This window comes from Chlorobium sp. N1 (assembly GCF_004332115.1).
In the GTDB taxonomy this organism is placed as follows: Bacteria; Bacteroidota; Chlorobiia; order Chlorobiales; family Chlorobiaceae; genus Chlorobium.
The window spans coordinates 16538-40104 of record NZ_SJPA01000002.1; the positions used below are offsets into that span (position 1 = coordinate 16538).

Sequence of the window (23567 nt, forward strand, 5' to 3'; positions counted from 1 at the left end):
AGGGGAAAAAGGCTCACTTCCAGCCCAGGGACTCCTTCAGAAGCTGGAGTTTCGGCTGTTGCTCGCTGTCCTGCGCGGCGTTCCTGAGGGCTTCGGCGACGAACGCCCAGAGCACGGCGAGGAACAGGGCGGCAAGCGCCGCGATAAGAATGATCTTCGAGCGCTGCGGCTTCGACGGAGCGGCCGGAACGTCGGCGCGGTCGAGCACCTGCACCATCGGGGCTGCGCGCTCTTCAGCCTCTTTGGCAATATCGATCTGGCGCTTGAGTGCCGCCGCCCGTACTTCGGCATATTTCAGGTTGCCGACGGAGCGGATGTATGTCGCCTCCCTGTCGGGAACGCTGGTAATGAGCACCGACAGCGAGGCGAGCTGATCCCAGAGTCCGCCCAGCTCCTTCGCGGCAACCTCCGATTTCCCGATGCCCTCGTTTCCAGCAAACGAAACCTCCATTTCCTTCATGGCGATGCGGGCCTTGAGGTCAGAGATGGACTTGACCAGGGAGCCGACCTTCTCGTCCGACGTCATGGTCCGGGCGCTCGCCTGTGCGTTGCGCATCTCATTGCGCGCGTCCCTGATGGCGGCTTCCGATACGGGAAGCTGTTTTTCAAGCAGCATGCGGCGCTCGGACTCCGGCGTCAGGACATACTGGTTCGTCAGCCGGTTCAGGGCGACTGGATAAGCGTTCGCGATGGCAGCAGCCCTCTCGGGATCCGCGTCGCCGACCTCCACCGCGATGAGGCCGTCGCGACCGACACTGACTTTCGTCGCATCGGAAAGCCGGCCCCGGGCAGCGCCTTCGTCTTTCAGGCCGAATGCCTGCTGCAGGTTCAGCCGGGCGACAAGCGTGTCGCCCATCGGCTGGCTCTCCAGCAGCGAAACGAAAATCTCTTTCGGGGTATCCTTTCCAGACCTGACAAGCAGCTTGGTTTCGGCGGTATAGGTGAGCGGCATCAGAGCGGTCGCTACGGCCGCGACCGCCGCCACAAGGAGCGGGAGGCCGATGATGAGCTTCTTGTGCTTTGCGAGGGTGATGGCCAGGTCGAGAAGGCTGATTTCGTCATCGTACATGTCGGGGCGCTGGTACTGCGCGCCCCGGCGCTCGTCGGCACTGCCCTGTAACGGGTCCTGCATGGCTCTCCTGAAGGTATGCTGATGGTATGCTGAAAAGGGGAAGGAATACATGGCTCCGCCGACTTGATTCACACCCCGGAACGGGATGCACGTCGAGGCCGGCGAAGTCTTCTAAGCAGGGGAACAAGGGGCGGGAAAGACGGCCACACATGCTCCGTTCGACGTTAAATATATGCAAAAGGCCTGAAAAAGTCGGACACAAAAACACGAAGCTACGTTTTTTTTATGGAGGGAGAGAGAAAACACGAGCCGACTGCGCAGCGAACACTCCGCCCGTATAGACGAGAACATATAGCAGCATACATACACGCACAGAGCGCTTCGGGTGCCGGGATGCCGCCGGCCCCCTTCAGGAGCGACCCCCGGCGGGATGCTCCACCCCGTCGAGCACCTCCAGCTGGTAGCCGGAGGCCTCGACGCAGGCCTTCGGCTTCACCTCGCCGATGAGATCCTCGACCCTCTCCCGCCATGTGCCGGGGAGTGATCCACCTCAGCTACAGCTACAACCGGATCGTTCATTGCGGCCATGCAGAAGATCCAGCAGTGGAGTTCCGAGTTCGACTACACCGACCTCGACCGTGTCATCGCCCACATGAAGGCCTGCAACACACTGTAACAATCCCGCACAGTACCGCCAGCTCAGCACGAGAGAGGTGACGAATGAAAGAGAAATATCATCGACAAGCCGAGCCCAGGATCGACCCGCCGCCTCACGGCCAAATCCACAAGCGCCCACCTGCATGTAACAACACGGGCAATTGTCTGGAAATAACGGATTCAGGACATACGACAGGAGTGCATTCGAGCTACAAACGAGAACGGATACACCCGGAAATCGATTGCATTTGGTTGCACCTTATACTACCTTTCTTAAAAAACGAGGAAAATCGATGGCACAGACAAGGGGCGTAAAGCTGGACGATACCACACAGATGCGGCTGGTAGCCCTGGCCCGTATCCGCGAACGTTCACCGCATTGGCTGATGTGCAGGGCGATTGAAACCTATCTGGACCGCGAGGAAAAGTTCGAGAAGGAAAAACGGGAAGACATGCAGCGGTGGGAAGACTATCAGCTTACAGGGATTGCCATACCTCACGAAAAAGTTGCCGCATGGCTTGAAGAGCTGGCAAAGGGGGAGGATAAACCTTGCCCCAGATAGTATGGCTCCCGGAGGCATTGACTGACATTGAACGCCTGCGTGCCTTCCTCCAAACAAAAAGCCCTGACGCTGCGGCACGTGCGGCAAAAGCCATTCTGGACGGAGCGGGGATACTGCAATCAAGAGCGGACATTGGACGCCCGATGGATGACGACACAGACAGGCGCGAATGGTTCATCTCTTTCGGATCCGGAGCCTTTGTCCTTCGCTACCGGCGCGATGTCCTTGACAGGGTTGTCATCATCCGTGTCTGGCACAACAGAGAACACAGGGATCCGGGCCGGTAATCCATCGGTCTTCTCCAGACCCGTCCAGTATTCCCATACCTATACATGCGGCACGGCGCCATAGGCGCCGGCCATGTACTTTGCGTAGAGGTTGTCATCGGCACGCACCCCCTTGACGCTGTCCAGGCGCCATGCCTCACTCCCACCCTCGCGATCCTTTTCCACCAGCACCACCTGGGCCTTGTGCAGCAGACCCAGGACCTCCATCGAGTGGCTTGTGAAAATGATCTGGGCGTTATGGGGGTTGGTGACGGGAGAAAAGAACAGGTCCAGGAGAGGAGCGAGCATATGGGGATGGAGATCGGCCTCCAGCTCGTCGATCACCACCAGTCCGCCATGCTGCAGTGCGGGAAGTATCCGTGAGAGCAGGACGAAAGCGCCTATGGTACCGCTCGACTCATGCAGGAACATCAGGCGATGCGCCCTCTCACCGATACGGTGCACGCCGAACGGAACATTGATCTCCCTTGATGCTCCGCCCTCATCCTGCACCGTCTGTTTCTCGATGCGCACGTCGCTGAGTCCGAAATCCCATTCGCGGAGGAGTTCCGCCATCCGGGTCCGGAAAGCATCGTTTCCGGCGTAGAAATCCGAAGCCGGCATAAGCTGGTTGTGGTCCATGCCGAGCCGGCCCAGCGCATGGACATTGCTCCAGAGACTTGTCGACACCAGGCGCAGGGCAAGCGGCACATCGTACTGCGCCGCAGTCGAAATCAGCGAAGCGTTCTCACGTACCTTTCCGGCCTCTCTGGCCAACATGCCGAACTGCCGCTGCTTGACCCTGTAACCCTCGACAGCGGGATCCCAATCCCGCACGAAGAGATACGAAAGAGAGCTGGTCCTGCGGGAGTAGAGGGACTCGTGATAGACACGCTCTGTGGAAGCCTTGAGCCTGTAGCGCCACTCCCGCCCGTCCAGATCGAACGAAACCTCGAAGGTGGACGGCTCGGACGCTCTTGAGAAATGCGCAAACAGCGGAATCGGCTCGTCCGGCTTCGCCCGGAACGAATGCTTTACGAACCAGTCGAGGAACACCAGGGACTTGATGAGGGCCGTCTTGCCGCTCGCGTTGGGACCTATGAGGGCGATTGCCTTCGACAGGCGGGTTCCGTCCGCCACTGCGAAAGACCTGCCGTCCTCGGGCGAGTGGCCGTTCAGCTCCAGCGAGATGCTGACGGGATCCCTGAAGGACTGGAAGTTCTGAAACGTAAAGGAGCGGAGCATAATGATGCGTATTAATTAATTTTCAACAATTATTTGTAGAATACAGTATTTTACATAAAAAGAAAAGCCGCCCGAAACAGTCAGAACAATGGAGAAACCCTCCCGATTTCGGCACGAAAGACCCATGAAGAACTCGGAAAGGCGCCAATGAAGCAGGCATCTGCGGCCCGAGAACCAGGGAAGCACAAGCGATGCCATGGAAGGGTGGCGGATTAACCGTCTAGTAAAAAAAAGGGGGGGGCTGGTTTTCGCACTAAATGGCGAAGTCGAGCGGAAGGAGCGGCGCGAGGCACGGCCGGAGTGCACAGGACTGGTAGCCGGCGGAATGATCCGATAACGAAATCAGGAACTGCTGGAAACTCAGGGCAACCCTGCATTGCGCAGCGCGCGCTGAAGGGCCCGAAACACCTCACCAAAGGGAGGAAGATCATCCATCTGATGGGCCAGGCGTTTTTCCCAGAGCAGTGCAAACCTTTTCTCTTTCCGGGTGATCGCCGCATCAAGACCCGAAAGTGAGCGCTGGCGGAAATCGAGCTTCGAGGCAAGTTCGCCCTGCATTTCGCCAATCCGATAATCACCCGACTCCAGCAGATACCAAAGGTCATAGAGATCACGCGGTTCATTGCGCGCAGGATCACTGAGGGCCAGGAGTTTCTCGGCGATGATCTCTTCCTTGGCGTATACCTTCAGGGTGCGCCCTTCCGGTAAATCATCAAAACCATCATAGACCCGCAGGATTGGCCGGTCCTGCAGGGAATAGCATAGACGCTCGTTGATCGTGATATCGACTTTCACGTCGTTCGGAGCGGGCAGCGGCCCCTCATAGCGAAGGTAAAAGGTATGACTATTGCGGTGCAAATGCCGGTCAGGACGGTCATAGCCGATCTTGAGGCCTACGCTACTCTCGATGCGGGCAAAAACATCGCCGAGCCCCAACAGGATAGCTTCGAGCGGCATCGGCTTGATCATGGTGAAATCAAGATCTTCAGAAAACCGGTAGTGTTCGAACCAGCAACGACGAAGGGCGGTTCCATCCTTGAATGCAAGCACTTCTCGCAACGAATGTTCTGCCAGGCCATTAAGGAGCCATGCAAGGACATAATCACGCTCGATGACGCTCTCAAGGACGCGCCGCCCTCCTTTACGCGCGAGGCCATTGGCGATGAGGGATATGTTTCGCTGTGGAATCATCAGCTGCTCCGGACCATATCGAGTTCCTCAGCCTCCACATTCAGCTGAAGTCTCCACCGTGCCAGCGACGGCCCCTCATTAGGCAGCATCGGATCAAGGCGCTGATAGGTTGCCGTGAGCTGCTCGCGAAGGGGCCGAAGAACCACATCATCTGCCATCCCGAAAAATTCGAGCAGATATCCCAGACGGCGGATTACCGAGCCGGCCCCCAATCGCAAAGCATACTCCACGAGCCGCTCACAATCGAGTCCGTCCCGCCGCATCCACATCCCCTTGGCAACCTCGGTGATGCCTCCGCAGAACTCAGGATGACGGAGCGCGTCGACTACCGTACGTTCGGGATCGCTCACCATGACGAAGCGTGCTTTGTCCACCCAGTACTTGGCGAGGCCAAACACATGCGCCTCCGTCACATGGAGGCACCGGAAGCCGTATCCGCCGACACGCCGGGAACGAATGCGCCGTGTACAGGAAAACGTCAGGGTCAGGCTCGGCTGGGTCACCATGCGATGCAGTTCCATCGCACTGCCATGCGAAATAAAGTAGGGGGCCTCCCCGGCCAGCTCACGAGCAATGATGTAAGGGCTGTCGACGTGCTCGGTGGCACGCCCGAGTTCGAACGGCACCAGACAATATACCCCCGACTTGAGCCTTGTCGCCACGCCGCGACGCACCGCCCTGTACGCAAGGCTTCGCGATGCATATTCGCCAAGGCCCGTGACATCAGCCACATCGGCGACCGTGAATGTCGTCCGCTGCCGTTCATGCAACTCCGTAATGAGTTGAGCGACACGGAAACCAACCGTCTTTGTCATAAAATGATATTCTCTGGCAGAAACATCTCTTTTAGTGAAATGAATCTGCCAATAAATATCAATACCCATAAACATCCAGACCATTATGGGAATTACGCCCGACGTCGCCACAATAGAACCCGAAGAGCTCATCGTCCGGAATCGGAACCCGCCAACCCATACACCCAACCGCTTTTGATACAATCAGTTGATATGGCGTCCGAGCCAAGGCAAAAGTTTTCACCCTGTCAGGAACGACCGGCAACCCGACGAACAGGTGCGCCAGAACCCCGAAGAGGGTTCGCCGTCCATCTGCCGGACAGTGCCCGATAACCGCCCAAAGACCCCGTACGGGCGGCACGCCCCGCATTTTACCCTCCGTCGTTTTCGGAAAAATATGCATTATACAGTAGAGGCGCCCTCCGGGCACAGTACCCACAGAAACGTAACGATGAAAGAGAGCATAGAGCGCATGATAGACTACAGGAACAAGGTGATGGGGCGCATCGACGCCCACGACCAGGTCAAGGAGTGGCAGCGGCAGGGCGAGCGGGTGGTCTTTACGAACGGATGCTTCGACATCCTCCATGCCGGCCACGTCGGCTACCTCGCCGAAGCCCGCAGGATGGGAGAGCGGCTCGTGGTGGGGCTCAACAGCGATGCCTCGGTGCGCCGCATCAAGGGCCCCCTGCGCCCCGTCTGCCCGGAATCGGACCGCGCACTCGTCCTCTCTGCGCTCGAGGCGGTGGACCTCGTCACCGTCTTCGACGAAGAGACCCCCGAAGAGCTCATCGGCGTGCTCCTCCCCGACATCCTCGTAAAAGGGGCCGACTGGCCGCCAGAGAAGATCGCCGGAGCAAAAGCGGTGCTCCAGCACGGCGGCAGCGTGCTCAACGTCCCGCTGCTCCAGGGACGCTCCACCACCGGCATCATCGAACGCATCATCGAGGCATACGGCGGGGGGTCGCGCTGTGAAACACCTTAAACAACTCCTCTTCAGGCTACTCGCCACACTCTCGGCGCTGCTGCTCATCCTCTCCCTCTCGCTCGCGGTGGTGCTCAACAGCGGCGTCATCGACAACTGGGCGAGGGAAGCCGGTATGGCGCTCTTCAACAAGGAGCTGCGGGGCCGGCTCGAAATCGAGCGGGTCGAGCTGAAGTTCCCCGACCGCATCACCCTCGTCCGCCCCCGCCTCTACGAACCCGGAGAGCGCGTCCCGGCCCTCGAGGCGGGACGCATCACCGCCCGCTTCAACGTGCTCTCGCTCCTCCGCCCGGAGCTCACATCCCTGCACTTCCGCCGGCTCGCGGCCGACTCGCTGAGGGTGCGGGCGATCGAGCGCGAAGACGGCAGACTCAACCTCGAAGTCATCTTCACCCCCCGCGAACCCGACAGCACGAAGAGAGGGATCGAGGAGTTCTCCTGCCGCCGGCTCCGCCTGCAGCACGCGAGCCTCTCCTACGCAACCCTGGAGAACGACGGGAAGGCCGCGGCCCCGAAGACCGCGTTCCTCGCCAGCGACCTCGACCTCCGGCTCTCCTCCTTCGCCCTCGGGGAGGGGCTCCTGAAAGGCGAGCTCCGCTCGCTCGCCCTCAGCATGCCGCAGGAAGGGTTTAGGCTGAAGGAGGCCTCGGGCCGGTTCCTCGTGACGGACCGGCGGGCGGAACTGATCGGCCTCGACGCCAGGGGCGGCGAAAGCCGCCTGCAGGGCTCGGTGTCGCTCGACGGGGTGGACCTCTTCCATTTCAACCCCGAAACAGCCGCCGCCACGGGCAGCTCCTTCATCAACCTCCGCTCGCTCGAGCTCGACAGCCGCGACATCGCCGCACTCGCCCCGGGCCTCGAGCTGCCCTCCGGCACCTACACCCTGCAGGGGAACCTCAAGGGCAACACCGAGTCCTCCGAGCTGCTCGACTTCGCGCTCACCCACGACGGCAGCCGGCTGAAGCTGAAGGGAGAATTGATAAACCTCACCGACAGCCGGGCGTTCGCCTACCGGGTGCGCTGCGACACCTCCAGGGTGAGCGGCGAGCTGCTCTCTTCCCTGGCGCCGCGGGGAGCGGCCGCTGAAGCGGCCCTCCGCTCCGGAGGGATCACCTTCACCGGCACGGCCGAGGGAAGCCTCGAAGGGGTGAAGACGAAGCTCGCCTTCAGGACGGAGGCGGGAGCGGGCTCGCTCGAGGCCCTCGCCCTGAAAAACCCCGGCGGGAGCACCAGCGCCTCCGGCTCGCTCGAGCTCGCAGGGTTCGAGCCGCACCGGATCCTTGCGATGGACGGCATCGAGAGCACGCTGAACCTCAGGGGCACCTTCTCCGGAGCGCTCGGCAAGGAAGGGCTCGAGCGCGCAAAGGCCGACATCGCGCTGCAGGGGTCCAGATGGCACCGCCAGCCGATCGAAGCGGGGAAGGTGAAGGCGGACTACCGCGACGGGCGGCTGAGGGTGGACGCCTCCTTCGACGACCGGCGCTCGACGAAACTCACGCTCGAGGGCACCGGGGAGCCGGGAAAGAAAGAGCCGGCCTACAGCCTCACGGCCTCGATGCAGGGCATCGACCTCGCCCGGCTCGTGCCCGCAAGTACCTACGCCACCGACCTCAACGGCGTGGCGGCGCTGAAAGGGTCCGGGTTCGACCCCTCCACCCTCAACATGGCCCTCAGCGTGCGCTTCGAACCCTCTTCGCTCAACGGCCTCCGCCTCCGGGGCGGCTCGCGCCTCTCGGCCGAGATCGCCCAGTCGGGCGGAGCCTCGAAGATATCCCTCCGGAGCGACTTCCTCGACCTCGGTCTCCAGGGCAACTACTCGCTGGAGCAGCTCTCGGCGCTTGCCAGCTACGCCGCCCGAGCCGTCACAGAGGAGGTCTCGAGGGAGAACCTCTGGCAGAAGGGCGGCGCACCGGCGCCCGCATCAAGCCCGGCCCTCGAACGGCCCTTCACCGTCAACTACAGCGTGAACGTCCGCGAGAGCGCCCCCCTGGAGCTCCTTCTCCCGCTCGGCGGGACCTCCTTCCGCGGCAGCGCCGTCGGACGCGCGGCATCCTCCCGGGGGCATTGCTCCATCACCTCCTCCGTCGACGTGCCCTCGCTTGCGCTCCGCGCCTCAGACGGCGCCTCCGGCACCGCCATGGACCAGCCGCTGACGCTCGGGGCCCTCAACATGCAGGCCGCTCTCGAGTGCAGCTCGAACGGCATCTCCACGGCCTCCCTCACCGGCAGGGTCGGCGCCCTCGACGCTCTCGGCCGCAAAACCGGCAACGCCTCCTTCAGCGCACGCTACGCCCCCTCGTCCCTCTCCATGAAACTCGATGCCTCGGTGCCCGATCCGTCTACGAGGGTGGCGGCATCGGTCGAGGCCGTGCGCACCGGCGCCGCCTACCGCCTGCGCTTCAACACCCTCTCGCTCGCCGACAGCTCCGGCACCTGGGGCCTCGAGGGCATGCCGGTGGTGAGGGTGGACCGCTCGGCCATGCGCTTCGAGCGCTTCACGCTCTCGAAGGGAGGCCAGCGGGTGGTGCTCGACGGCGCGCTCAGCGAACGTGAGGCGGGAACCTTCACGGCCGCCCTCACCGGCTTCGAGCTCAACGACCTGCAGCGCTTCACCCTCGATCCCTCCCTGGCCCCGCTCTCCGGCACCCTCGACGCCACCGTGAGGGTCGAGGGCGCTCCTGCGGCCAAGACCACGACGCTCGAGCTGCAGGGCAGGAAGGTGCGCTACGAGCGCTTCCAGCTCGGCGGGCTCAGGGCCTCGGCGCGCCACCGCGGCAGCACGCTCGGCTTCAGCATGCAGAGCGGAGGAACCGGAGAGGACGGTGCTGCCGTGAACACCATCACGGGATCGGGCACCGTGCCGCTCGAGCTCGGCTACTTCCCGCTCTCCCTCAGGGTGCCGGAAGGCCGGCCCGTCAAAGCCTCGTTCAACGCCCCCGACCTCTCGGCCGAGGTGCTCGCCTACGCCCTCCCCTTCTTCGCCTCCGCAGAAGGAAGGGTGCCGACCGTGCTGCGCGTAGAGGGCAGGACCCCGTCGCCCGACATCCATCTCACGAGCACCCTTCGCGGAACGAAAATCAGGGTGGCGCCGACCGAGGTCGACTACACCCTCGACGGAGAGATCGTCCTTACGCCCCGCCAGCTCGAGCTGCGCCGCATCGCAATCAGGGACGCCGAGGGCGGAAGCGGCACCATCCAGGGCACGCTGCAGCTGCACCGGCTGGAACCCGGCGCGCTCTCGCTCGACATGCGGCTGCGCCGGCTCCTGCTCTACGACAAGAAGGACAAGAAGGACGAGACCTCCTTCGGCACCATCGTCGGCACGAGCGGCGGCATGCACCTCGGCGGGGAGCTCTCCTCGCCGGTGCTCGAGGGCGAACTGCGGGTGAACTCGGCATCGTTCTCGCTCTACCGCTCGGGCGCCAACGAAAGCACGAAGTTCGTAGGGGCGGAGAAGTTCATCGAGTTCGTGCCGCGCTACCCTGCACCGGCGGTGCCGGGCGAGCGCGCAGTGAAGCGGCCGAAGGACGCGGAGTTCTACTACTCGCTCATCGACATCCTCGAGATCAGGGACTTCAAGCTCACCGGCCAGGAGCCGATGCGCTACAGCATGATCTTCGACCGGCTCCGCGGCGAAGGGCTCGAAACGACCGTCAACAACCTCTCGCTCGTCGTCAGCAAGCACAACCAGCGCTACCGGCTCTTCGGCTCGGTGCAGGTGGTGGGCGGCAAGTACCGGTTCTCGAACTCGAACTTCGACCTCGAGGACGGCGGGCGCATCAGCTGGAACAGCGCCGAGATCCGCGACGGCTCGATCACCGACCTCTACGGCTCGAAGTTCGTCAGCGCCCTCTACCAGCCGACCGCCGAGCGCGACAACGTGAAGCTGCTGCTTGCCATCACCGGCACCATCAACGAGCCGCGGGTGGCGATGGGCTACTACCTCAACGAGACCGCCCAGCCCTATGCCGCCACCACCACCCTCGGCACCCACTCGGCACAGATCGACCCCAACGCGGAACTCAACGTGATCTCCATGCTGCTCTCCCGCCAGTGGTACATCCGCCCCGGCAGCAACGGCGTCGGGGGCGGCGGGGTGGCGGCCTCGAGCGTGGGGCTGTCGGCCGGCACCGGCCTGCTCTCGGCGCAGGTCTCCAACGCCGTTCGGAACCTCGCCGGGCTCGAGAGCTTCAACGTCAACGTCGGCACCGGCCAGGACGGGGCGCTCACCGGACTCGACCTCTACGTCGCCATGCACGTGCCGGGTACGGGGGGGAAGCTCCGCTTCATCGGCACGGGAAGCTCCACCGACATCAAGCAGTCCTCGCTCTTCGGAGCGTACGGCACCTCGCAGAAGCTCGAGTACCGCATCACCCCGAAGATCTCGGCCGAAGCCTACCGCTCCTACGGCCAGACCTCAAGCGAGCTCATCAGCACCAACCTCCAGAAACCCACCGAGACCTGGGGCGTGAGCCTCTCCTACAAGGAGCGCTTCCACACCTGGGACCAGTTCTGGCGGCGGCTGACCGGCACGTCGAAGCGGAGGGCGCCGGAGAAGGGGGAGCCTGAAAAGCAGCCTTAAAGCCCATCAGGCTTGATACATCGAGATCAGAGCATCAGCCCGCACCAAGCTCTCTTCAAGTAGTAAAGCTCGCGGACAACCCCGCATCATCTCACGTAGCAATTAGTGTTGGAATCATGGCTAAGCGAACGTATTCTTAAAGAAAGGATCGCTAACAACAACGAAAAGAACGATGATCCAAGAAACGGTTCTGAAGATTCTCAGTGAACATAAAGCCGAGCTCAAACATCGCTACCACGTCACCAGGCTTGGAATCTTCGGTTCCCAGGCAAGAAACACATCTGACGCCGAAAGCGACATAGATATCGTCGTCGACATGGATCCGAATCTGCTTCTCCAAGCGGAACTGAAGCAGAAACTCGAAACACTCATGCAGAACAGAGTGGATCTTGTGCGATACAGGAAAAGAATGAACCCATACCTTAAAGCACGTATCGACAGGGAGGCGCTCTATGTATGACCAGCGTCTGCTCGAAGAAAAACTTCTTCAAATCAATGATGCGCTGGAGAGAATCCATAGAAGGTGTCGGGGACATAAACTCCGTCGATGATTTTCTTGACAGCGACCATGGAATAGATATGCTTGACGCGATTGCCATGATGCTGATTGCCATAGGAGAAAACTTCAAAAAAATCGATAAGGAGACCGAAGGAAAACTGCTCAGCAATTACCCCACAATCAACTGGGCCGGTGTCAAAGGCATCAGAGACATACTCTCACATCAGTATTTTGATATTGATGCTGAGGCCATTTTCCACGTCTGCACAATTGACTTACCAGCGCTTCGCCTTGCGGTCACGTCGATGATTGAGACTACCCGCAGCGAATGATTTTTTCCCATTACCAGGGAACCCACGCCTCGACCCCGCTGTTCAGACAGCTGTCCGCTTCAAACGAAACAACATCATAGCGATGCAGACCGTCCTTGTCGCCGGAGCCGCCGGCTACCTCGGCCGCCACATCGTCGTCGAACTGAAGCGCCGCGGGTACCGTGTCCGGGCGTTCGTCCGCGACGGCCGGAAGCTGAAGCAATCGGGCCCCTTCCTGGAACCGGCCGTCGACGGGCTCGTCGACGAGGTGTTCGAAGGGGACGCCACCCGGCCCGAAACCCTCCGCGGCCTCTGCCGGGGAGTGGACCTGGTGGTATCGGCCATGGGGCTCACGCACCCCGATGCGCGCATGACGCCCGAGTCGGTCGACCACCAGGGCAACCGGCGCATCCTCGAGCAGGCGCTTGAGGCCGGTGTGGGGAAGTTCGTCTACGTCTCGGTCTTCCACGCAGGGGAGATGATGGAGGTCGAGACGGTGAGGGCGCACGAGGCGTTCGTCCGGGATCTCGAGTCCTCGGGGATGGAGTACGCCGTCGTGAGGCCGAACGGCTACTTCTCCGACATGGCCATGTTCCTGAAAGCCGCCAGGGTGGGGTTCATGGTGTGGATCGGCGACGGGCGCAGCCGCATCAACCCGATCCACGGGGCCGACCTCGCCGGGGTCACGGTGGACGCGCTGGAAGGAACGGAGCGCGAGGTAGAGGCCGGAGGCCCCGAGACCTTCACCTACCGCGAACTCCTGGAACTCGCGTTCGAGGCCCTCGGAAAGAAACCCCGCATCCTCTTCATCCCGCTCAGGGTCGCAGAAGCGGTCCTCTCCGTCATCGGCCGCTTCAGCCCGAAGCTCGCAGCCCTTGGCTCCTTCGCCGTGGCGGTCGCCGGCATGGACAACTGCGCGCCGCCGCACGGGAGCCGCCGCCTCGGAGCGTTCTACCGGGAACTTTCCGCGAGAGAGAAACGAAATCACACAACATCACACCAGGAAATATAGGCGGCAGCACCTGGACATGGCCCATGAGAGACACAGGCATGCTCCCGCATACTGCACCACGGCTTACAACCCAGGACACAGCAAGACATCGCGATCCTTCCCCTGGAGAAAACGCCCATCAAGCGGCAGGATATGCCGCAAAACCTGTTTCCCCCAGAAATAAAAGCACTATATTATTCCTATAGACCGGCACACGAAACAACAATACCCGACCATGCCGCACCCGATACCAGCCAACAACCTGCAGCGCCAGGCAGTACTGTCGAAGGCGGTGGTCAGAAGTGCGGATCATCTCGAAATACCGGGATCGCTGCTCGCACGTATTATCGGAATAAGCCCGGCATCGGCATCCCGCCTCCGCGCCGAAACCTACCTGCTTTCCGAGAGCAGGAAAGAGTGGGAACTTGCCGTTCTCCTGGTCCGGCTGTTCCGTTCCCTTGACGCAATTGCCGGGGGCTCCCGCCAGACTGCCCGCGAGTGGATGCAGGCCGACAACAGGGCGCTTGGAGGGAAAAAGCCCATTGAACTGATCACAACAGCACAAGGACTCGTCAATGTCGTCACCTACCTGGACGCCCAGAGAGGTATCGTCTGAATCGTTTTCCTGGCGCGGCGGAGTCTGGAGAATGGTGGAGGACCAGTACCGGGTCTCGACCCTAAAAGTGGTGGACAGCCGACGTGAGCAGGAGCTGCTGGAGAAGATCCTTGAAGAGGGAAAGCCGCCGGTCCCTCCCCGTGCGGAAAACCTTGACTACCTCCTCTACACGCCCTTTCGTTATCCGCCCCACCGCCCCCTCGGCTCACGCTTCCGCGGCCCCTTCGACCCCGGCGTCTATTACGGAACGGAGCGACTGAGGACCGCAGCCGCGGAAATCAGCTATCGGCGCTGGAGGTTCCTGCAGGATGCCGGGGGCATGAAAAACCTGCCTTCATCGACCTTTACCGCATTCCGCACCGACGCCGCAGGCCCGGCCGTCGACCTGCGGCATCCCCCATGGAACCGCCATGAGCGGCTCTGGACCGCTCCGGAAAGCTACGAAGCGACCCAGGCGTTCGCGCGCACCGCCAGAGAAGCACCCATAACCATCATCCTGTACCGGTCCGTAAGGGATCCCGAAGGATACGGCTGCATGGCGCTCCTTGACCCTTCGACCCTTTATGGAAGCCAGCCGGAACTGATGCAGAACTGGACGCTCACCATCCTCCCCGAAGAAGCCGTCTGGCAGAACCGGTTCGAAACCCCGTTCACGTTCAGGACCGCTCTGTTCGGCCGGCATGGGTGAGAAAACCCACGAAATTGTCCGGGATGCCGAACAACGGCTCAGCAAGCGGCGACTGAACGCTGAAAACGACCCTGCCTCCATTACCTGGACAAGGTGAGGAGACCTTGGCCCGCTCAATCCCCTTTTCGAGTCTTTTGATTGGTGCGGGCTATGCACCTGCTCCTGTGCGAAATAGTCAGCACCGGGCGCCCGGAGTTGTTCGGCTTGTTATTCAGCAGGCGGGAGAGTACATCCGCATACCTTTCCGCCTCCCGGCCACCCATACAATGCCACCGCAACCCACGAATGCGGTGTTCTGCCCGAAACGGCAGAGTCAGCGGGCAATCCTGCTGCCGATCTGGCGCCAGCCGATCACCTCCACGCCGTTTCGGCGGTAGGATTCCTCGCCCCCATAGATGAGCCAGGGGGACCCGGCCTCCTCTCCGGCAAACCTTCCCGATCGCCGCCCCGCACGGAGGTAGTCGGAAGTAACGGTGCCGCCGGACTTGATCTCCACCGGCTGCAGTTTCATGCCGGCCTCGAAAACCAGGTCTGACCCGGCGCCGTTGTTGTCCCTCCAGAAGAAAAGATCCGGCGGAAGCCCCCTGTTGTATCGGTCCTTCAGGAACTCGCCGACGATGAGGGTCTCGAAGAGCGCTCCGCGAAGGGGATGGAGCATAAGCGTCTCCGGAGTGCGGATGCCGAGGAGCCAGGAGGCCAGGCCGACGTCGAGGAAGTAGAGTTTCGGCGACTTCACCAGCCGCTTGCCGAAATTCCTGTGGTAGGGCGGCAGGAGGTGGACCAGATAGCTTGCTTCGAGCACCGACAGCCAGGAACGGGCCGTACTATGCGACACGCCCGCCTCTCCTCCGAGAGCGTTCAGGTTCAGCAGTTGTCCGCTGCGCCCTGCGCACAGGCGGATAAAACGCTGGAATGCGCTGAGATCCTGGATATTGAGCACCTGGCGTACATCGCGCTCCACATAGGTCGCCACATACCCCGCAAACCAGTCTCCCGGATCTATCCGCCGTGCATGGAGTGCGGGGTATCCCCCTGTCATCATGACGGCATCGAGCGCTGTTTCGGCCATCTTCGCCTGAGGGATCTCCGAGAGAGCGAGCGGAAGGAGATGGGTCACTGCCGCCCGCCCTGCAAGGGACTGGCTGATGCCGGCATGCAGACCGAACTGCCGGGAGCCGGTAAGCACAAACCTGCCCGGCTCCGGATCACTGTCGACCGCTCCCTGAAGCCAGGAAAAGAGCTCCGGCCAGCGCTGCGCCTCATCGATGACGGCCCCCGATGCGAACCTCCGGAGGAACCCTTTGGGATCCTCCATGGCAAATGCCCGCTCATCGGGATCTTCGAGGGAAACGTAGGGCTTGTCCGAAAAGACCGACCGAGCCAGGGTGGTTTTGCCCGACTGCCGGGGTCCCGTCATGACAACGACGGGAAACGACCGCGCCAAGCGCAGGAGGGTTGCTGTCATATCTCTCTCAAGCATGAAAAGAATATACAATTCCATGCCCTAACTATCATAATGTATAAAAACATCAGAAAAGCCCATGAGGTGACGATCCCGGAGCACGCTACCGGGAACCGCTCTCGAGCGGGAAACACGCTCCCATACCATGCCACCGCAACCCACGAATGCGGTGTTCTGCCCGAAACGGCAGAGTCAGCGGGCAATCCTGCTGCCGGTCCGGCGCCAGCCTGCCACCCCCAGGCCTCTCCGTGAAGCACCCGCCCTCGCAGCTGATGGAAAATCGGGCCGACATGAAGCCGAGCTTTACATTTTTTACCTGCTTTTGTAAAAAGTGTTTTACGCTTTATCAATTAAAGAGAACACCTGACAACCCCTGAGTTGATTCGCCATGGAAAACCTGTTCAGAGAGCAGCGCCGGCTCACCGCATCCGCAGGGGAGACGAGACGGTCGCTCTACGGGAAAATCGACTGGAATGAACGCTGCATCGGCATCCTCGGCGCACGGGGAACAGGAAAGACGACCCTGATGCTCCAGCAGGTAAGAGCGGCCTACGGCGACTCCGAACGCGCGCTGTATCTATCGGTAGACAGCCCGTACTTCCAGGCCAGGAACCTGTTCGAATTCGCCCGGGAGTTCCGCCAGCTTGGCGGCGAAACGCTGCTGCTCGATGAAATCCACAAGTACCCCGACTGGTCGACCCATGTCAAAGCGATCTACGACACCTTTCCCGAACTGAAGGTCGTCTTTTCGGGCTCGAGCCTTCTGCAGATTTCCCGGGAGAAGGGGGACCTCAGCCGACGCGCAATGATCTTCAGGCTCCACGGACTCTCTTTGCGTGAATACATCCACTTCACGACCGGCAAGGAATTCCCCCCATACCCGCTTGAAACCATCCTGCAGGAGCATGTCGCCGTCGCCGAATCCGTCAGCCGTGAAATCGTGATCAGAAAGGCATTCAGGGAGTATCTGGAGAGCGGATACTACCCGTTCTTCCTTGAGGGCAGGGAGTCCTACCCCTTCAAGCTCCGCGAAGTCGTCAACCATATCATCGATGTCGACCTCCCGTCGGTCGTCGGCATCGAAACACGGCAGCTCTCCAAGCTCAAAAAACTGCTCTACCTTCTGGCGACCAGCGTTCCCTTCACCCCGAACATCAGCAAGCTGGCCGAGGCTACCGGCATTTCCAGGCCCAGCATGTACGAATACCTTGAGCGCCTTCAGGACGCCGGCCTCCTGAACCTGATACGCTCCCGCGGCAGAGGATACGAAGTCATGACGAAACCCGACAAGATCCTGCTTGAAAACGCAAACCTCCTCCATGCGATTTCCGAATCGCCCAACACCGGCACGCAAAGAGAGCTCTTTTTCGTCAACCAGCTCAAAAACGCCTTCAACGACCACCAGGGCATCGTCAGCTCCCTTGTCGAGCTCTCCGGAAAAGGCGACTATATCGTCCGCTCCACCTACACCTTTGAAGTCGGCGGGGCAAACAAGGGGTTCGACCAGCTGCGGGGAGTGGAGAACAGTTACGTGGCGGCTGACGATCTTGAAGTCGGTTTCCGGAACAACATCCCTCTCTGGCTCTTCGGATTCCTCTACTGAGCCTGCTCCTGGAAAGCCCGGGGCCGGAGACCTTTCTTCATATCGAGGCCCCCGCGCCAACACATGACAGCCCAGCATGCCACGTCGGAACGACGAACAGCACCGGGCAGTGAGGCAGGCGCCCTTCAGGAGCGCAGAGGATCTCGTGATGGCGGAGCCCCCTACCCGATCACGACCCCCACAACCCAACCGGACAGGTCATACAAACAGCCACAGAATCCAACCAGATCCTATAACAACGCCGAAGCAAACCCAACCGCACCACCGCGCACCACCCCCCCCACCAAAACATACCGAATCATACTTTCCCATACGCAAAACCATCCCCCCCCCACACACGACACAAGGCCCATCCCGAAGAGAACACGGCCGCTCCGCAACACCGAACAGCGCACAGCGCCCAAGCCTACGAATACCCACAGGAACATACGCCACCACACCAACCAACGGACGCCGCCACACGACACGACAGGCAACGAGCGATTCCATGCCCGAACGGCTGTTCGAGAGCATCAGACGGGGACTCGAGGGCCCGAAGGCAGAAGCGAACAATACAGCATGAAGAGCTGCTCCGGGAGTGGGCGGACGACGACGAGGCATTTTGAATGCGCCGATTTGCTCAGTATATTGAGTAAATTCACTCAACGCATTGAGTAGCCGGAAGCCATGCAGATAGAACGCAAAGAGAAAGCGCTCCTCGGAGCGCGCATCGAGAAGGAACCCAGACGCTTCATCCAGGTGATCTCCGGCCCGCGCCAGGTGGGAAAAACCACCATGGTCCAGCAGTACATCCGCCAGGCACGCCTGCCTGTCCATTTTGCATCGGCAGATCTCGTTGCCGCGGGCCGGACATCATGGATCAGCCAGCAGTGGGAAGCGGCGCGGGTAACGCTCCGGACGAGGGGCGCCCGGTCGGCGGTGCTCGTCATCGACGAAATCCAGAAAATCGGGAACTGGAGCGAAGCGGTCAAGAAAGAGTGGGACGCCGACACCCTCTCCGGGCTGGACCTGAAGGTCGTGCTCCTCGGCTCGTCCCGCCTGCTCCTGCAAGAGGGGCTCACCGAATCCCTCGCCGGACGGTTCGAAACCATCCACCTCGGACACTGGTCGTATACCGAAATGCGCGAGGCATTCGCCTTCACGCCGGAGCAGTACGTCTGGTTCGGAGGCTATCCCGGAGCAGCGGCGCTCACGGGCGAAGAAGAGCGTTGGAAACGCTACATCGTCGACGCGCTCATCGAAACCAGCATATCGAAAGACATCCTGATGCTGACGCGGGTCGACAAGCCCGCACTCCTCAAACGCCTCTTCGAGCTCGGCTGCAGCTATTCGGGCCAGATACTTTCGTTCACCAAGATCATGGGCCAGCTGCAGGACGCGGGGAACACGACGACGCTGGCGCACTACCTGCGCCTCCTCGATTCGGCAGGGCTCCTGAAGGGACTCGACAAATACAGCCGGCACGCCGTTCGGCAGCGGGCGTCCAGCCCGAAGTTCCAGGTGCACAACACGGCGCTCATGAGCGCCCTCGAACCACGCTCCTTCGAGGAGGTCTCGGCCGATCCGGCAAGCTGGGGACGCTGGGTGGAATCGGCGGTCGGCTCCCACCTTCTCCACCACGCCGAAGCCGGCGACCTCCGGTTCACTTACTGGCGCCAGGGTGACCTGGAGGTGGACTTCGTCCTCGAACACAGAGGCCGGAGCGTCGGCATCGAAGTCAAGGGCGGAAAGAAGAACGAAGCTCCGGGCATGGAGGCCTTCGCCCGCACCTGCAATCCCTGGAAAGTGCTCCTGGTCGGCGAGGGCGGCCTCGGGTGGCAGGAGTTCCTGGAGCTCGACCCGCGCATCCTCTTCGACTGAACGCCAACTGAAAAACTGCCAATCAGATAGAGAGCAGACAAATCAGGAAAAAGCAACACTCTTGACTGCTGATTTCCCATTTCGTATTATGCAGTAATACGCAGCACCACACACGCTCACTGAATGATACCATGAAAACCTCACCTAAAAGGAAAGCGGAGCGAAATCAGCTAAGCCTGAAAATCGATGCTGACACAAAACAGCGCATCGAACTCCTGGCATCAGCGACACAGAGAACAAAGACTTTTGTCATTGAGGAGGCAATCAACCAGTACCTTTCGCTCAATGAGTGGCAGATTGAAAGCATCCAGCGAGGACTGGCCGACTCCCGAGCAGGAAATACCATTGCTCATGAAGACCTCATGAAAGAATGGGAGGATGATTGACGGTGGTCAGATGGACCGAAGAGGCCCGGATACGGCTGACTGAAATCGAACACTACATAGCCCGAGACAGCAAAAAAGCCGCAAAAAAGGTCATCCGCTCCATCATGGACAAAGCGGCCAATCAACTGGCCAACTATCCGGCAAGCGGCAAGCCCGGAAGAATCAGCGGAACCAGAGAACTGGTATGCACCGATCATCCGTTTCTGGCTGTATACCATGTAAGCGGAGGGGTCCTGGAAATCCTGACGATTTTCCACACAGCACAGAACTTCCGCCTGCGATACCATCCATTCGAATGACCCTCCCGGAGAGCCGATAGCACGCCCCTCCCCCGTCTTTGTTGTGGGGCGGATTTTCGTACATTAATCTTATATGGTCTTTACGATTAAACCGAAAATCTCCCCGGTGAAAGGAAAGCGCATCGTTCTGGGTATCTCCGGCGGTATCGCCGCCTACAAGACGCCGCTCCTCGTGCGCCTGCTGAAGAAAGCCGGCGCAGAGGTCAGGGTGGCGCTCACCGAGGCCGGCGGGCGGTTCGTCAGCGAACTGTCGCTGGCGACCGTCTCGGGCGAAGCCGTGCTGAAGGGGGTCTTCCCCGAGACCGACACCCCGGGAGCCGACTTCACGCGCCACATCTCGCTCGGCGAGTGGGCCGACCTCTTCGTCATCGCGCCGGCGACCGCCAACACCATCGCCAAACTCTCGGCCGGGCTCTCCGACGACATGCTCTCGGCCACCTTCATCACCCTGCGGCCCGACCGCCCCGTGCTCATCTTCCCGGCCATGGACGGCCACATGTTCCGCTCCCCGTCCGTGCAGCGCAACATCCGGACACTCCGGGAGCAGGGATGCCAGGTCTTCGAGCCCGAGAGCGGAGCGCTCGCCTCCGGCCAGTGCGGGCCCGGGCGCATGGCCGAACCCGAGGAGATATTCGGGCGCATCAAGGAGGCCTTCGCCCCCGACACGTCACTTGCGGGAACGCGCGTGGTGGTGACCGCCGGGCCGACGCGCGAGAGGATCGACGGGGTGCGCTTCATCTCGAACTACTCCTCCGGCAGGATGGGATTCGCCCTGGCCCGGGCCGCCAGAAAGCGCGGAGCCTCGGTCACCCTCATCTCCGGCCCGGTGCAGCTGCCGACCCCGGAGGGGGTCCTGCGCATCGACGTCGAGAGCGCCCTCGAGATGGACGCCGCCGCAAGGGAACGGTACCGGGAGACCGACATCTTTATCGCCGCCGCCGCGGTGGCCGACTACCGGCCCGCCTCGCCGGCCGGAGGGAAGCTGAAGAAGGGTGCGGCCGAAATGGAGGTGAAGCTCGCCCTGAACCCCGACGTGCTCGCCGGGTTCGGAAAAGAGAAGCGGCCGGGACAGCTCGCGGTGGGCTTCGCGCTCGAAACCGCCGGCAACCTGGAGAGCGCCCGACAGAAGCTCGAAAGGAAGAACCTCGACCTCATCGCCTTCAACACCTTCGAGGAGGAGGGCGCCGGCTTCGAGGTGGAGACGAACCGCATCACCCTCCTCTCGAGAGGGGGCGCCGAGATTCCGCTCGGGCTCATGACGAAGGAGGACGCCGCAGAAAAGATCCTCGACGCCCTTCGCCCAGCCGGAGGATCGAAGGAGTCGAAGGGTTGAGCCCCGCCCACCCGAACGAAGCGCTCGAGCAGCTCCGCAGGGAGTGCCTCGAGTGCCGGCGGTGCGGGCTCGCCGAAACCCGCAACTCGGTGGTCTTCGGCGAGGGCGACCCGAAGGCGAAACTCGTCGTCATCGGCGAGGGACCCGGGGCTGACGAGGACCAGAGCGGCAGGCCGTTCGTCGGCCGCTCCGGCCAGCTGCTGACGAAGATCCTCGCCTCGATCGGGTTCCGGCGCGAGGAGGTCTTCATCTGCAACATCGTCAAGTGCCGCCCGCCCTCGAACCGCAACCCGATGCGGGACGAGATCGAAGCCTGCCTGCCCTGGCTGGAGCGGCAGCTCGGGCTGATCGGGCCGAAGGCGGTGCTGCTGCTCGGCAAGGTCGCCGCCAACACCATCCTCCGGAACACCCTCCCGTTGGGAGCGATGCGGGGAAAGGCGTGGCGGTGGGAAGGCCGCGACTGCTTCGTCACCTACCATCCCGCAGCCCTCCTGCGCAACCCGAACTGGAAACGCGGGTGCTGGGAGGACGTGCAGCAGCTCAGGCGGCACTACGACACCATCACCGGAACGGAAGCAAACAGAGAGAACGAGAAGGAACAAAGCGCATCATGAGCAGGAAGGACAAACGGGAGGATCCCAACCACATAGACTTCAACCAGGACATCGACTTCTCCAGGGAGAGCCGCACCCCGCCCTACTCGACCGAGATCGAGCAGGAGGTGCTCGCCTGCCTGCTCCTCGAGGAGGACCCGATCGAGCAGGTGGTGCAGATCTTCGGCGAGAGCGCCGAGAAGGTGTTCTTCGAGCGCCGCCACCAGATCATCTTCCGCGCGATGATGCAGCTCTACAACAAGCGCCAGGCGATCGACATCATCACGGTCGGCGAGGAGCTCCTGAAGATGGGCGAGCTCGACAACGTCGGCGGGCGGCACTACCTGGCCGAACTCTCCGGCAAGGTCATCAGCGCAGCCAACGTCGAGTACTATGCGCGCCTGGCCAAGGAGAAGTTCCTCTACCGGAGGATGATCTCCATCTCGACGAAGATCTCGGAGAGCTCCTACAGCTCATCGATGGACATCTTCGACCTCGTCGAGCACGCCAGCCAGCAGTTCTTCAACATCTCGCAGGCGGGCATCAAGAAGCGCGCCACCCCGATCAAGGAGCTCGTCAAGAACGGCATCCGCATGCTCGAGACCCTGCGCGCCTCCCAGTCCTCGGTGACCGGCGTGGGATCCGGGTTCTCGGAGCTCGACCAGATGACGGCCGGCTTCCAGCAGTCCGACATGATCATCATCGCCGCGCGCCCCTCGGCCGGCAAGACCGCGTTCTCGCTGGCGCTGGCGCGCAACGCCGCCGTCGACTTCCAGACCCCCGTGCTCTTCTTCTCGCTCGAAATGGCCGAGGTGCAGCTGGCCGTCCGGCTCATGTGCGCCGAGGCCTCGGTGGAGTCGCAGCTGGTCAGGACCGGGCGCATCTCCAACGAGATGATGGGGCGCGTCATCAACAGCATGGACAAGCTCAACGAAGCCAAGCTCTTCATCGACGACACCCCCGGCATCTCCATCATGGAGCTGACGGCCAAGACGAGGCGCATGAAGCAGGAGCACGACATCGGCATGGTGGTCGTCGACTACCTCCAGCTCGTCACCCCCGTGCGCGACGGCAAGAGCAACCGCGAGCAGGAGATCGCCCAGATCTCGCGCTCGCTGAAGGCGCTGGCCAAGGAGCTCAACATCCCGGTCATCGCGCTCGCCCAGCTCAACCGCTCGGTGGAGCAGCGCTCGGGGGACCGCCGCCCGCAGCTCTCCGACCTCCGCGAATCCGGCTCCATCGAGCAGGACGCCGACGTCGTCATGTTCCTCTCCCGTCCCGAGATGTACGGCAAGCAGACCTTCGAGGACGGCAGCTCCACCAAGGACGTCGTCGAGATCGTCATCGGCAAGCAGCGCAACGGCCCGATCGGCGACATCCGCCTGCTCTTCCTGAAGAACTACGGCCGGTTCCAGTCGATGGCCAACGCCTACGTCACCGCCGGTGCCGAGGAGGGGGGCGTGGATTACGGCAACACCGACCACTACCTCCCGCCCGAGGGCGCAGCGGCGCCGGAGGCCGGAGGAGCCTACATCAACCATGACGAAGCACCGTTCTAAACCGAGCACGTT

General features: G+C 61.7%; 22 protein-coding genes. 17 read left to right on the top strand and 5 right to left on the bottom strand.

The window, feature by feature from the left end; translation table 11 throughout:
* Positions 1–13 precede the first annotated feature (13 nt).
* Positions 14–1132, bottom strand: coding sequence for a Wzz/FepE/Etk N-terminal domain-containing protein (locus tag E0L29_RS03455; RefSeq protein WP_131354788.1), 1119 nt, complete (start codon positions 1130–1132; stop codon positions 14–16).
* 325 nt (positions 1133–1457) lie between these two features.
* Here E0L29_RS03455 and E0L29_RS11505 point away from each other — a divergent pair, with 325 nt between their 5' ends.
* From E0L29_RS11505 to E0L29_RS03465, 3 genes are all read left to right on the top strand, one after another.
* Positions 1458–1616: a hypothetical protein gene (locus E0L29_RS11505; protein WP_165498817.1), complete on the top strand. Its 159-nt coding sequence runs from the start codon at positions 1458–1460 to the stop codon at positions 1614–1616.
* Between the two features lie 406 nt (positions 1617–2022).
* Entirely contained in the window at positions 2023–2292 is a 270-nt protein-coding gene (locus E0L29_RS03460) for a toxin-antitoxin system (RefSeq protein WP_131354790.1), read from the top strand.
* 17 nt (positions 2293–2309) lie between these two features.
* Positions 2310–2579, top strand: coding sequence for a type II toxin-antitoxin system RelE/ParE family toxin (locus tag E0L29_RS03465; protein ID WP_242664264.1), 270 nt, complete (start codon positions 2310–2312; stop codon positions 2577–2579).
* A 39-nt stretch (positions 2580–2618) separates the two neighbouring features.
* On the opposite strand, the gene E0L29_RS03470 is transcribed toward E0L29_RS03465, so the two are convergent.
* The 3 genes from E0L29_RS03470 to E0L29_RS03480 all read right to left on the bottom strand — a co-directional run bounded on the left by E0L29_RS03470 (position 2619) and on the right by E0L29_RS03480 (position 5878).
* Complete coding sequence (locus tag E0L29_RS03470; protein WP_131354794.1) at positions 2619–3803, bottom strand: ATP-binding protein; 1185 nt, start codon at positions 3801–3803, stop codon at positions 2619–2621.
* 360 nt (positions 3804–4163) lie between these two features.
* A complete protein-coding gene (locus E0L29_RS03475; RefSeq protein ID WP_131354797.1) occupies positions 4164–4994 on the bottom strand; it encodes a nucleotidyl transferase AbiEii/AbiGii toxin family protein in 831 nt (276 codons plus the stop codon).
* The gene (locus E0L29_RS03480; protein ID WP_242664265.1) at positions 4994–5878 is read right to left on the bottom strand and encodes a type IV toxin-antitoxin system AbiEi family antitoxin domain-containing protein; all 885 of its coding nucleotides are present in this window, start codon (positions 5876–5878) and stop codon (positions 4994–4996) included. Before E0L29_RS03480 ends, E0L29_RS03475 begins: the two co-directional genes overlap by 1 nt.
* Positions 5879–6260: 382 nt before the next feature.
* Between E0L29_RS03480 and rfaE2 the strand changes: the two genes are divergently transcribed.
* The 7 genes from rfaE2 (at position 6261) to E0L29_RS03515 (ending at position 14460) form a co-directional block, all read left to right on the top strand.
* Positions 6261–6773 carry a D-glycero-beta-D-manno-heptose 1-phosphate adenylyltransferase gene (gene rfaE2 / locus E0L29_RS03485; RefSeq protein WP_165498826.1) on the top strand — a complete coding sequence of 171 codons (513 nt, stop codon included), beginning with the start codon at positions 6261–6263 and terminating at the stop codon, positions 6771–6773.
* Positions 6760–11355 carry a translocation/assembly module TamB gene (locus E0L29_RS03490; protein ID WP_131354800.1) on the top strand — a complete coding sequence of 1532 codons (4596 nt, stop codon included), beginning with the start codon at positions 6760–6762 and terminating at the stop codon, positions 11353–11355. Before rfaE2 ends, E0L29_RS03490 begins: the two co-directional genes overlap by 14 nt.
* Positions 11356–11527: 172 nt before the next feature.
* The gene (locus tag E0L29_RS03495) at positions 11528–11815 is read left to right on the top strand and encodes a nucleotidyltransferase domain-containing protein (RefSeq protein ID WP_131354803.1); all 288 of its coding nucleotides are present in this window, start codon (positions 11528–11530) and stop codon (positions 11813–11815) included.
* Entirely contained in the window at positions 11812–12186 is a 375-nt protein-coding gene (locus E0L29_RS03500) for a HepT-like ribonuclease domain-containing protein (protein WP_207387750.1), read from the top strand. The genes E0L29_RS03495 and E0L29_RS03500 overlap by 4 nt, the downstream gene beginning before the upstream one ends.
* Before the next feature lie 82 nt (positions 12187–12268).
* Complete coding sequence (locus tag E0L29_RS03505) at positions 12269–13177, top strand: SDR family oxidoreductase (protein WP_131354806.1); 909 nt, start codon at positions 12269–12271, stop codon at positions 13175–13177.
* 214 nt (positions 13178–13391) lie between these two features.
* Positions 13392–13772 carry an antitoxin Xre/MbcA/ParS toxin-binding domain-containing protein gene (locus E0L29_RS03510; protein WP_131354809.1) on the top strand — a complete coding sequence of 127 codons (381 nt, stop codon included), beginning with the start codon at positions 13392–13394 and terminating at the stop codon, positions 13770–13772.
* A complete protein-coding gene (locus E0L29_RS03515) occupies positions 13732–14460 on the top strand; it encodes an RES family NAD+ phosphorylase (protein ID WP_242664266.1) in 729 nt (242 codons plus the stop codon). The genes E0L29_RS03510 and E0L29_RS03515 overlap by 41 nt, the downstream gene beginning before the upstream one ends.
* A gap of 313 nt (positions 14461–14773) precedes the next feature.
* Here E0L29_RS03515 and E0L29_RS03520 read toward each other — a convergent pair whose 3' ends face one another.
* Positions 14774–15940: an ATP-binding protein gene (locus E0L29_RS03520; protein ID WP_131354812.1), complete on the bottom strand. Its 1167-nt coding sequence runs from the start codon at positions 15938–15940 to the stop codon at positions 14774–14776.
* Positions 15941–16310: 370 nt separating this feature from the next.
* On the opposite strand from E0L29_RS03520, the gene E0L29_RS03525 reads away from it, so the two are divergent.
* The 7 genes from E0L29_RS03525 (at position 16311) to dnaB (ending at position 23555) form a co-directional block, all read left to right on the top strand.
* Complete coding sequence (locus E0L29_RS03525) at positions 16311–17525, top strand: AAA family ATPase (protein ID WP_131354815.1); 1215 nt, start codon at positions 16311–16313, stop codon at positions 17523–17525.
* 666 nt (positions 17526–18191) lie between these two features.
* The gene (locus tag E0L29_RS03530) at positions 18192–19385 is read left to right on the top strand and encodes an ATP-binding protein (RefSeq protein ID WP_131354818.1); all 1194 of its coding nucleotides are present in this window, start codon (positions 18192–18194) and stop codon (positions 19383–19385) included.
* A 131-nt stretch (positions 19386–19516) separates the two neighbouring features.
* Entirely contained in the window at positions 19517–19771 is a 255-nt protein-coding gene (locus E0L29_RS03535) for a ribbon-helix-helix protein, CopG family (RefSeq protein ID WP_131354821.1), read from the top strand.
* Positions 19772–19773: 2 nt separating this feature from the next.
* Positions 19774–20070 (top strand): type II toxin-antitoxin system RelE/ParE family toxin, encoded by a 297-nt coding sequence (locus E0L29_RS03540; RefSeq protein WP_207387755.1) that lies wholly within the window; start codon positions 19774–19776, stop codon positions 20068–20070.
* Positions 20071–20143: 73 nt separating this feature from the next.
* Complete coding sequence (gene coaBC, locus E0L29_RS03545; protein ID WP_131354827.1) at positions 20144–21403, top strand: bifunctional phosphopantothenoylcysteine decarboxylase/phosphopantothenate--cysteine ligase CoaBC; 1260 nt, start codon at positions 20144–20146, stop codon at positions 21401–21403.
* Positions 21400–22017 (top strand): uracil-DNA glycosylase, encoded by a 618-nt coding sequence (locus E0L29_RS03550; RefSeq protein ID WP_242664268.1) that lies wholly within the window; start codon positions 21400–21402, stop codon positions 22015–22017. Before coaBC ends, E0L29_RS03550 begins: the two co-directional genes overlap by 4 nt.
* Entirely contained in the window at positions 22014–23555 is a 1542-nt protein-coding gene (gene dnaB, locus E0L29_RS03555; protein ID WP_131354830.1) for a replicative DNA helicase, read from the top strand. Before E0L29_RS03550 ends, dnaB begins: the two co-directional genes overlap by 4 nt.
* Positions 23556–23567: the final 12 nt, after the last annotated feature.

Bases quoted from the DNA above. Each gene is read 5' to 3' on its own strand.
- E0L29_RS03510 (WP_131354809.1), top strand. From the start codon at position 13,392: ATGCCGCACCCGATACCAGCCAACAACCTGCAGCGCCAGGCAGTACTG.
- E0L29_RS03495 (WP_131354803.1), top strand. From the start codon at position 11,528: ATGATCCAAGAAACGGTTCTGAAGATTCTCAGTGAACATAAAGCCGAG.
- rfaE2 (WP_165498826.1), top strand. From the start codon at position 6,261: ATGATAGACTACAGGAACAAGGTGATGGGGCGCATCGACGCCCACGAC.
- E0L29_RS03525 (WP_131354815.1), top strand. From the start codon at position 16,311: ATGGAAAACCTGTTCAGAGAGCAGCGCCGGCTCACCGCATCCGCAGGG.
- E0L29_RS03520 (WP_131354812.1), bottom strand. From the start codon at position 15,940: ATGCTTGAGAGAGATATGACAGCAACCCTCCTGCGCTTGGCGCGGTCG.
- E0L29_RS03460 (WP_131354790.1), top strand. From the start codon at position 2,023: ATGGCACAGACAAGGGGCGTAAAGCTGGACGATACCACACAGATGCGG.
- dnaB (WP_131354830.1), top strand. From the start codon at position 22,014: ATGAGCAGGAAGGACAAACGGGAGGATCCCAACCACATAGACTTCAAC.
- E0L29_RS03515 (WP_242664266.1), top strand. From the start codon at position 13,732: ATGTCGTCACCTACCTGGACGCCCAGAGAGGTATCGTCTGAATCGTTT.
- E0L29_RS03535 (WP_131354821.1), top strand. From the start codon at position 19,517: ATGAAAACCTCACCTAAAAGGAAAGCGGAGCGAAATCAGCTAAGCCTG.
- E0L29_RS03530 (WP_131354818.1), top strand. From the start codon at position 18,192: ATGCAGATAGAACGCAAAGAGAAAGCGCTCCTCGGAGCGCGCATCGAG.
- E0L29_RS03455 (WP_131354788.1), bottom strand. From the start codon at position 1,132: ATGCAGGACCCGTTACAGGGCAGTGCCGACGAGCGCCGGGGCGCGCAG.
- E0L29_RS03505 (WP_131354806.1), top strand. From the start codon at position 12,269: ATGCAGACCGTCCTTGTCGCCGGAGCCGCCGGCTACCTCGGCCGCCAC.
- E0L29_RS03480 (WP_242664265.1), bottom strand. From the start codon at position 5,878: ATGGGTATTGATATTTATTGGCAGATTCATTTCACTAAAAGAGATGTT.
- E0L29_RS03500 (WP_207387750.1), top strand. From the start codon at position 11,812: ATGACCAGCGTCTGCTCGAAGAAAAACTTCTTCAAATCAATGATGCGC.
- E0L29_RS03475 (WP_131354797.1), bottom strand. From the start codon at position 4,994: ATGATTCCACAGCGAAACATATCCCTCATCGCCAATGGCCTCGCGCGT.
- E0L29_RS03470 (WP_131354794.1), bottom strand. From the start codon at position 3,803: ATGCTCCGCTCCTTTACGTTTCAGAACTTCCAGTCCTTCAGGGATCCC.
- coaBC (WP_131354827.1), top strand. From the start codon at position 20,144: ATGGTCTTTACGATTAAACCGAAAATCTCCCCGGTGAAAGGAAAGCGC.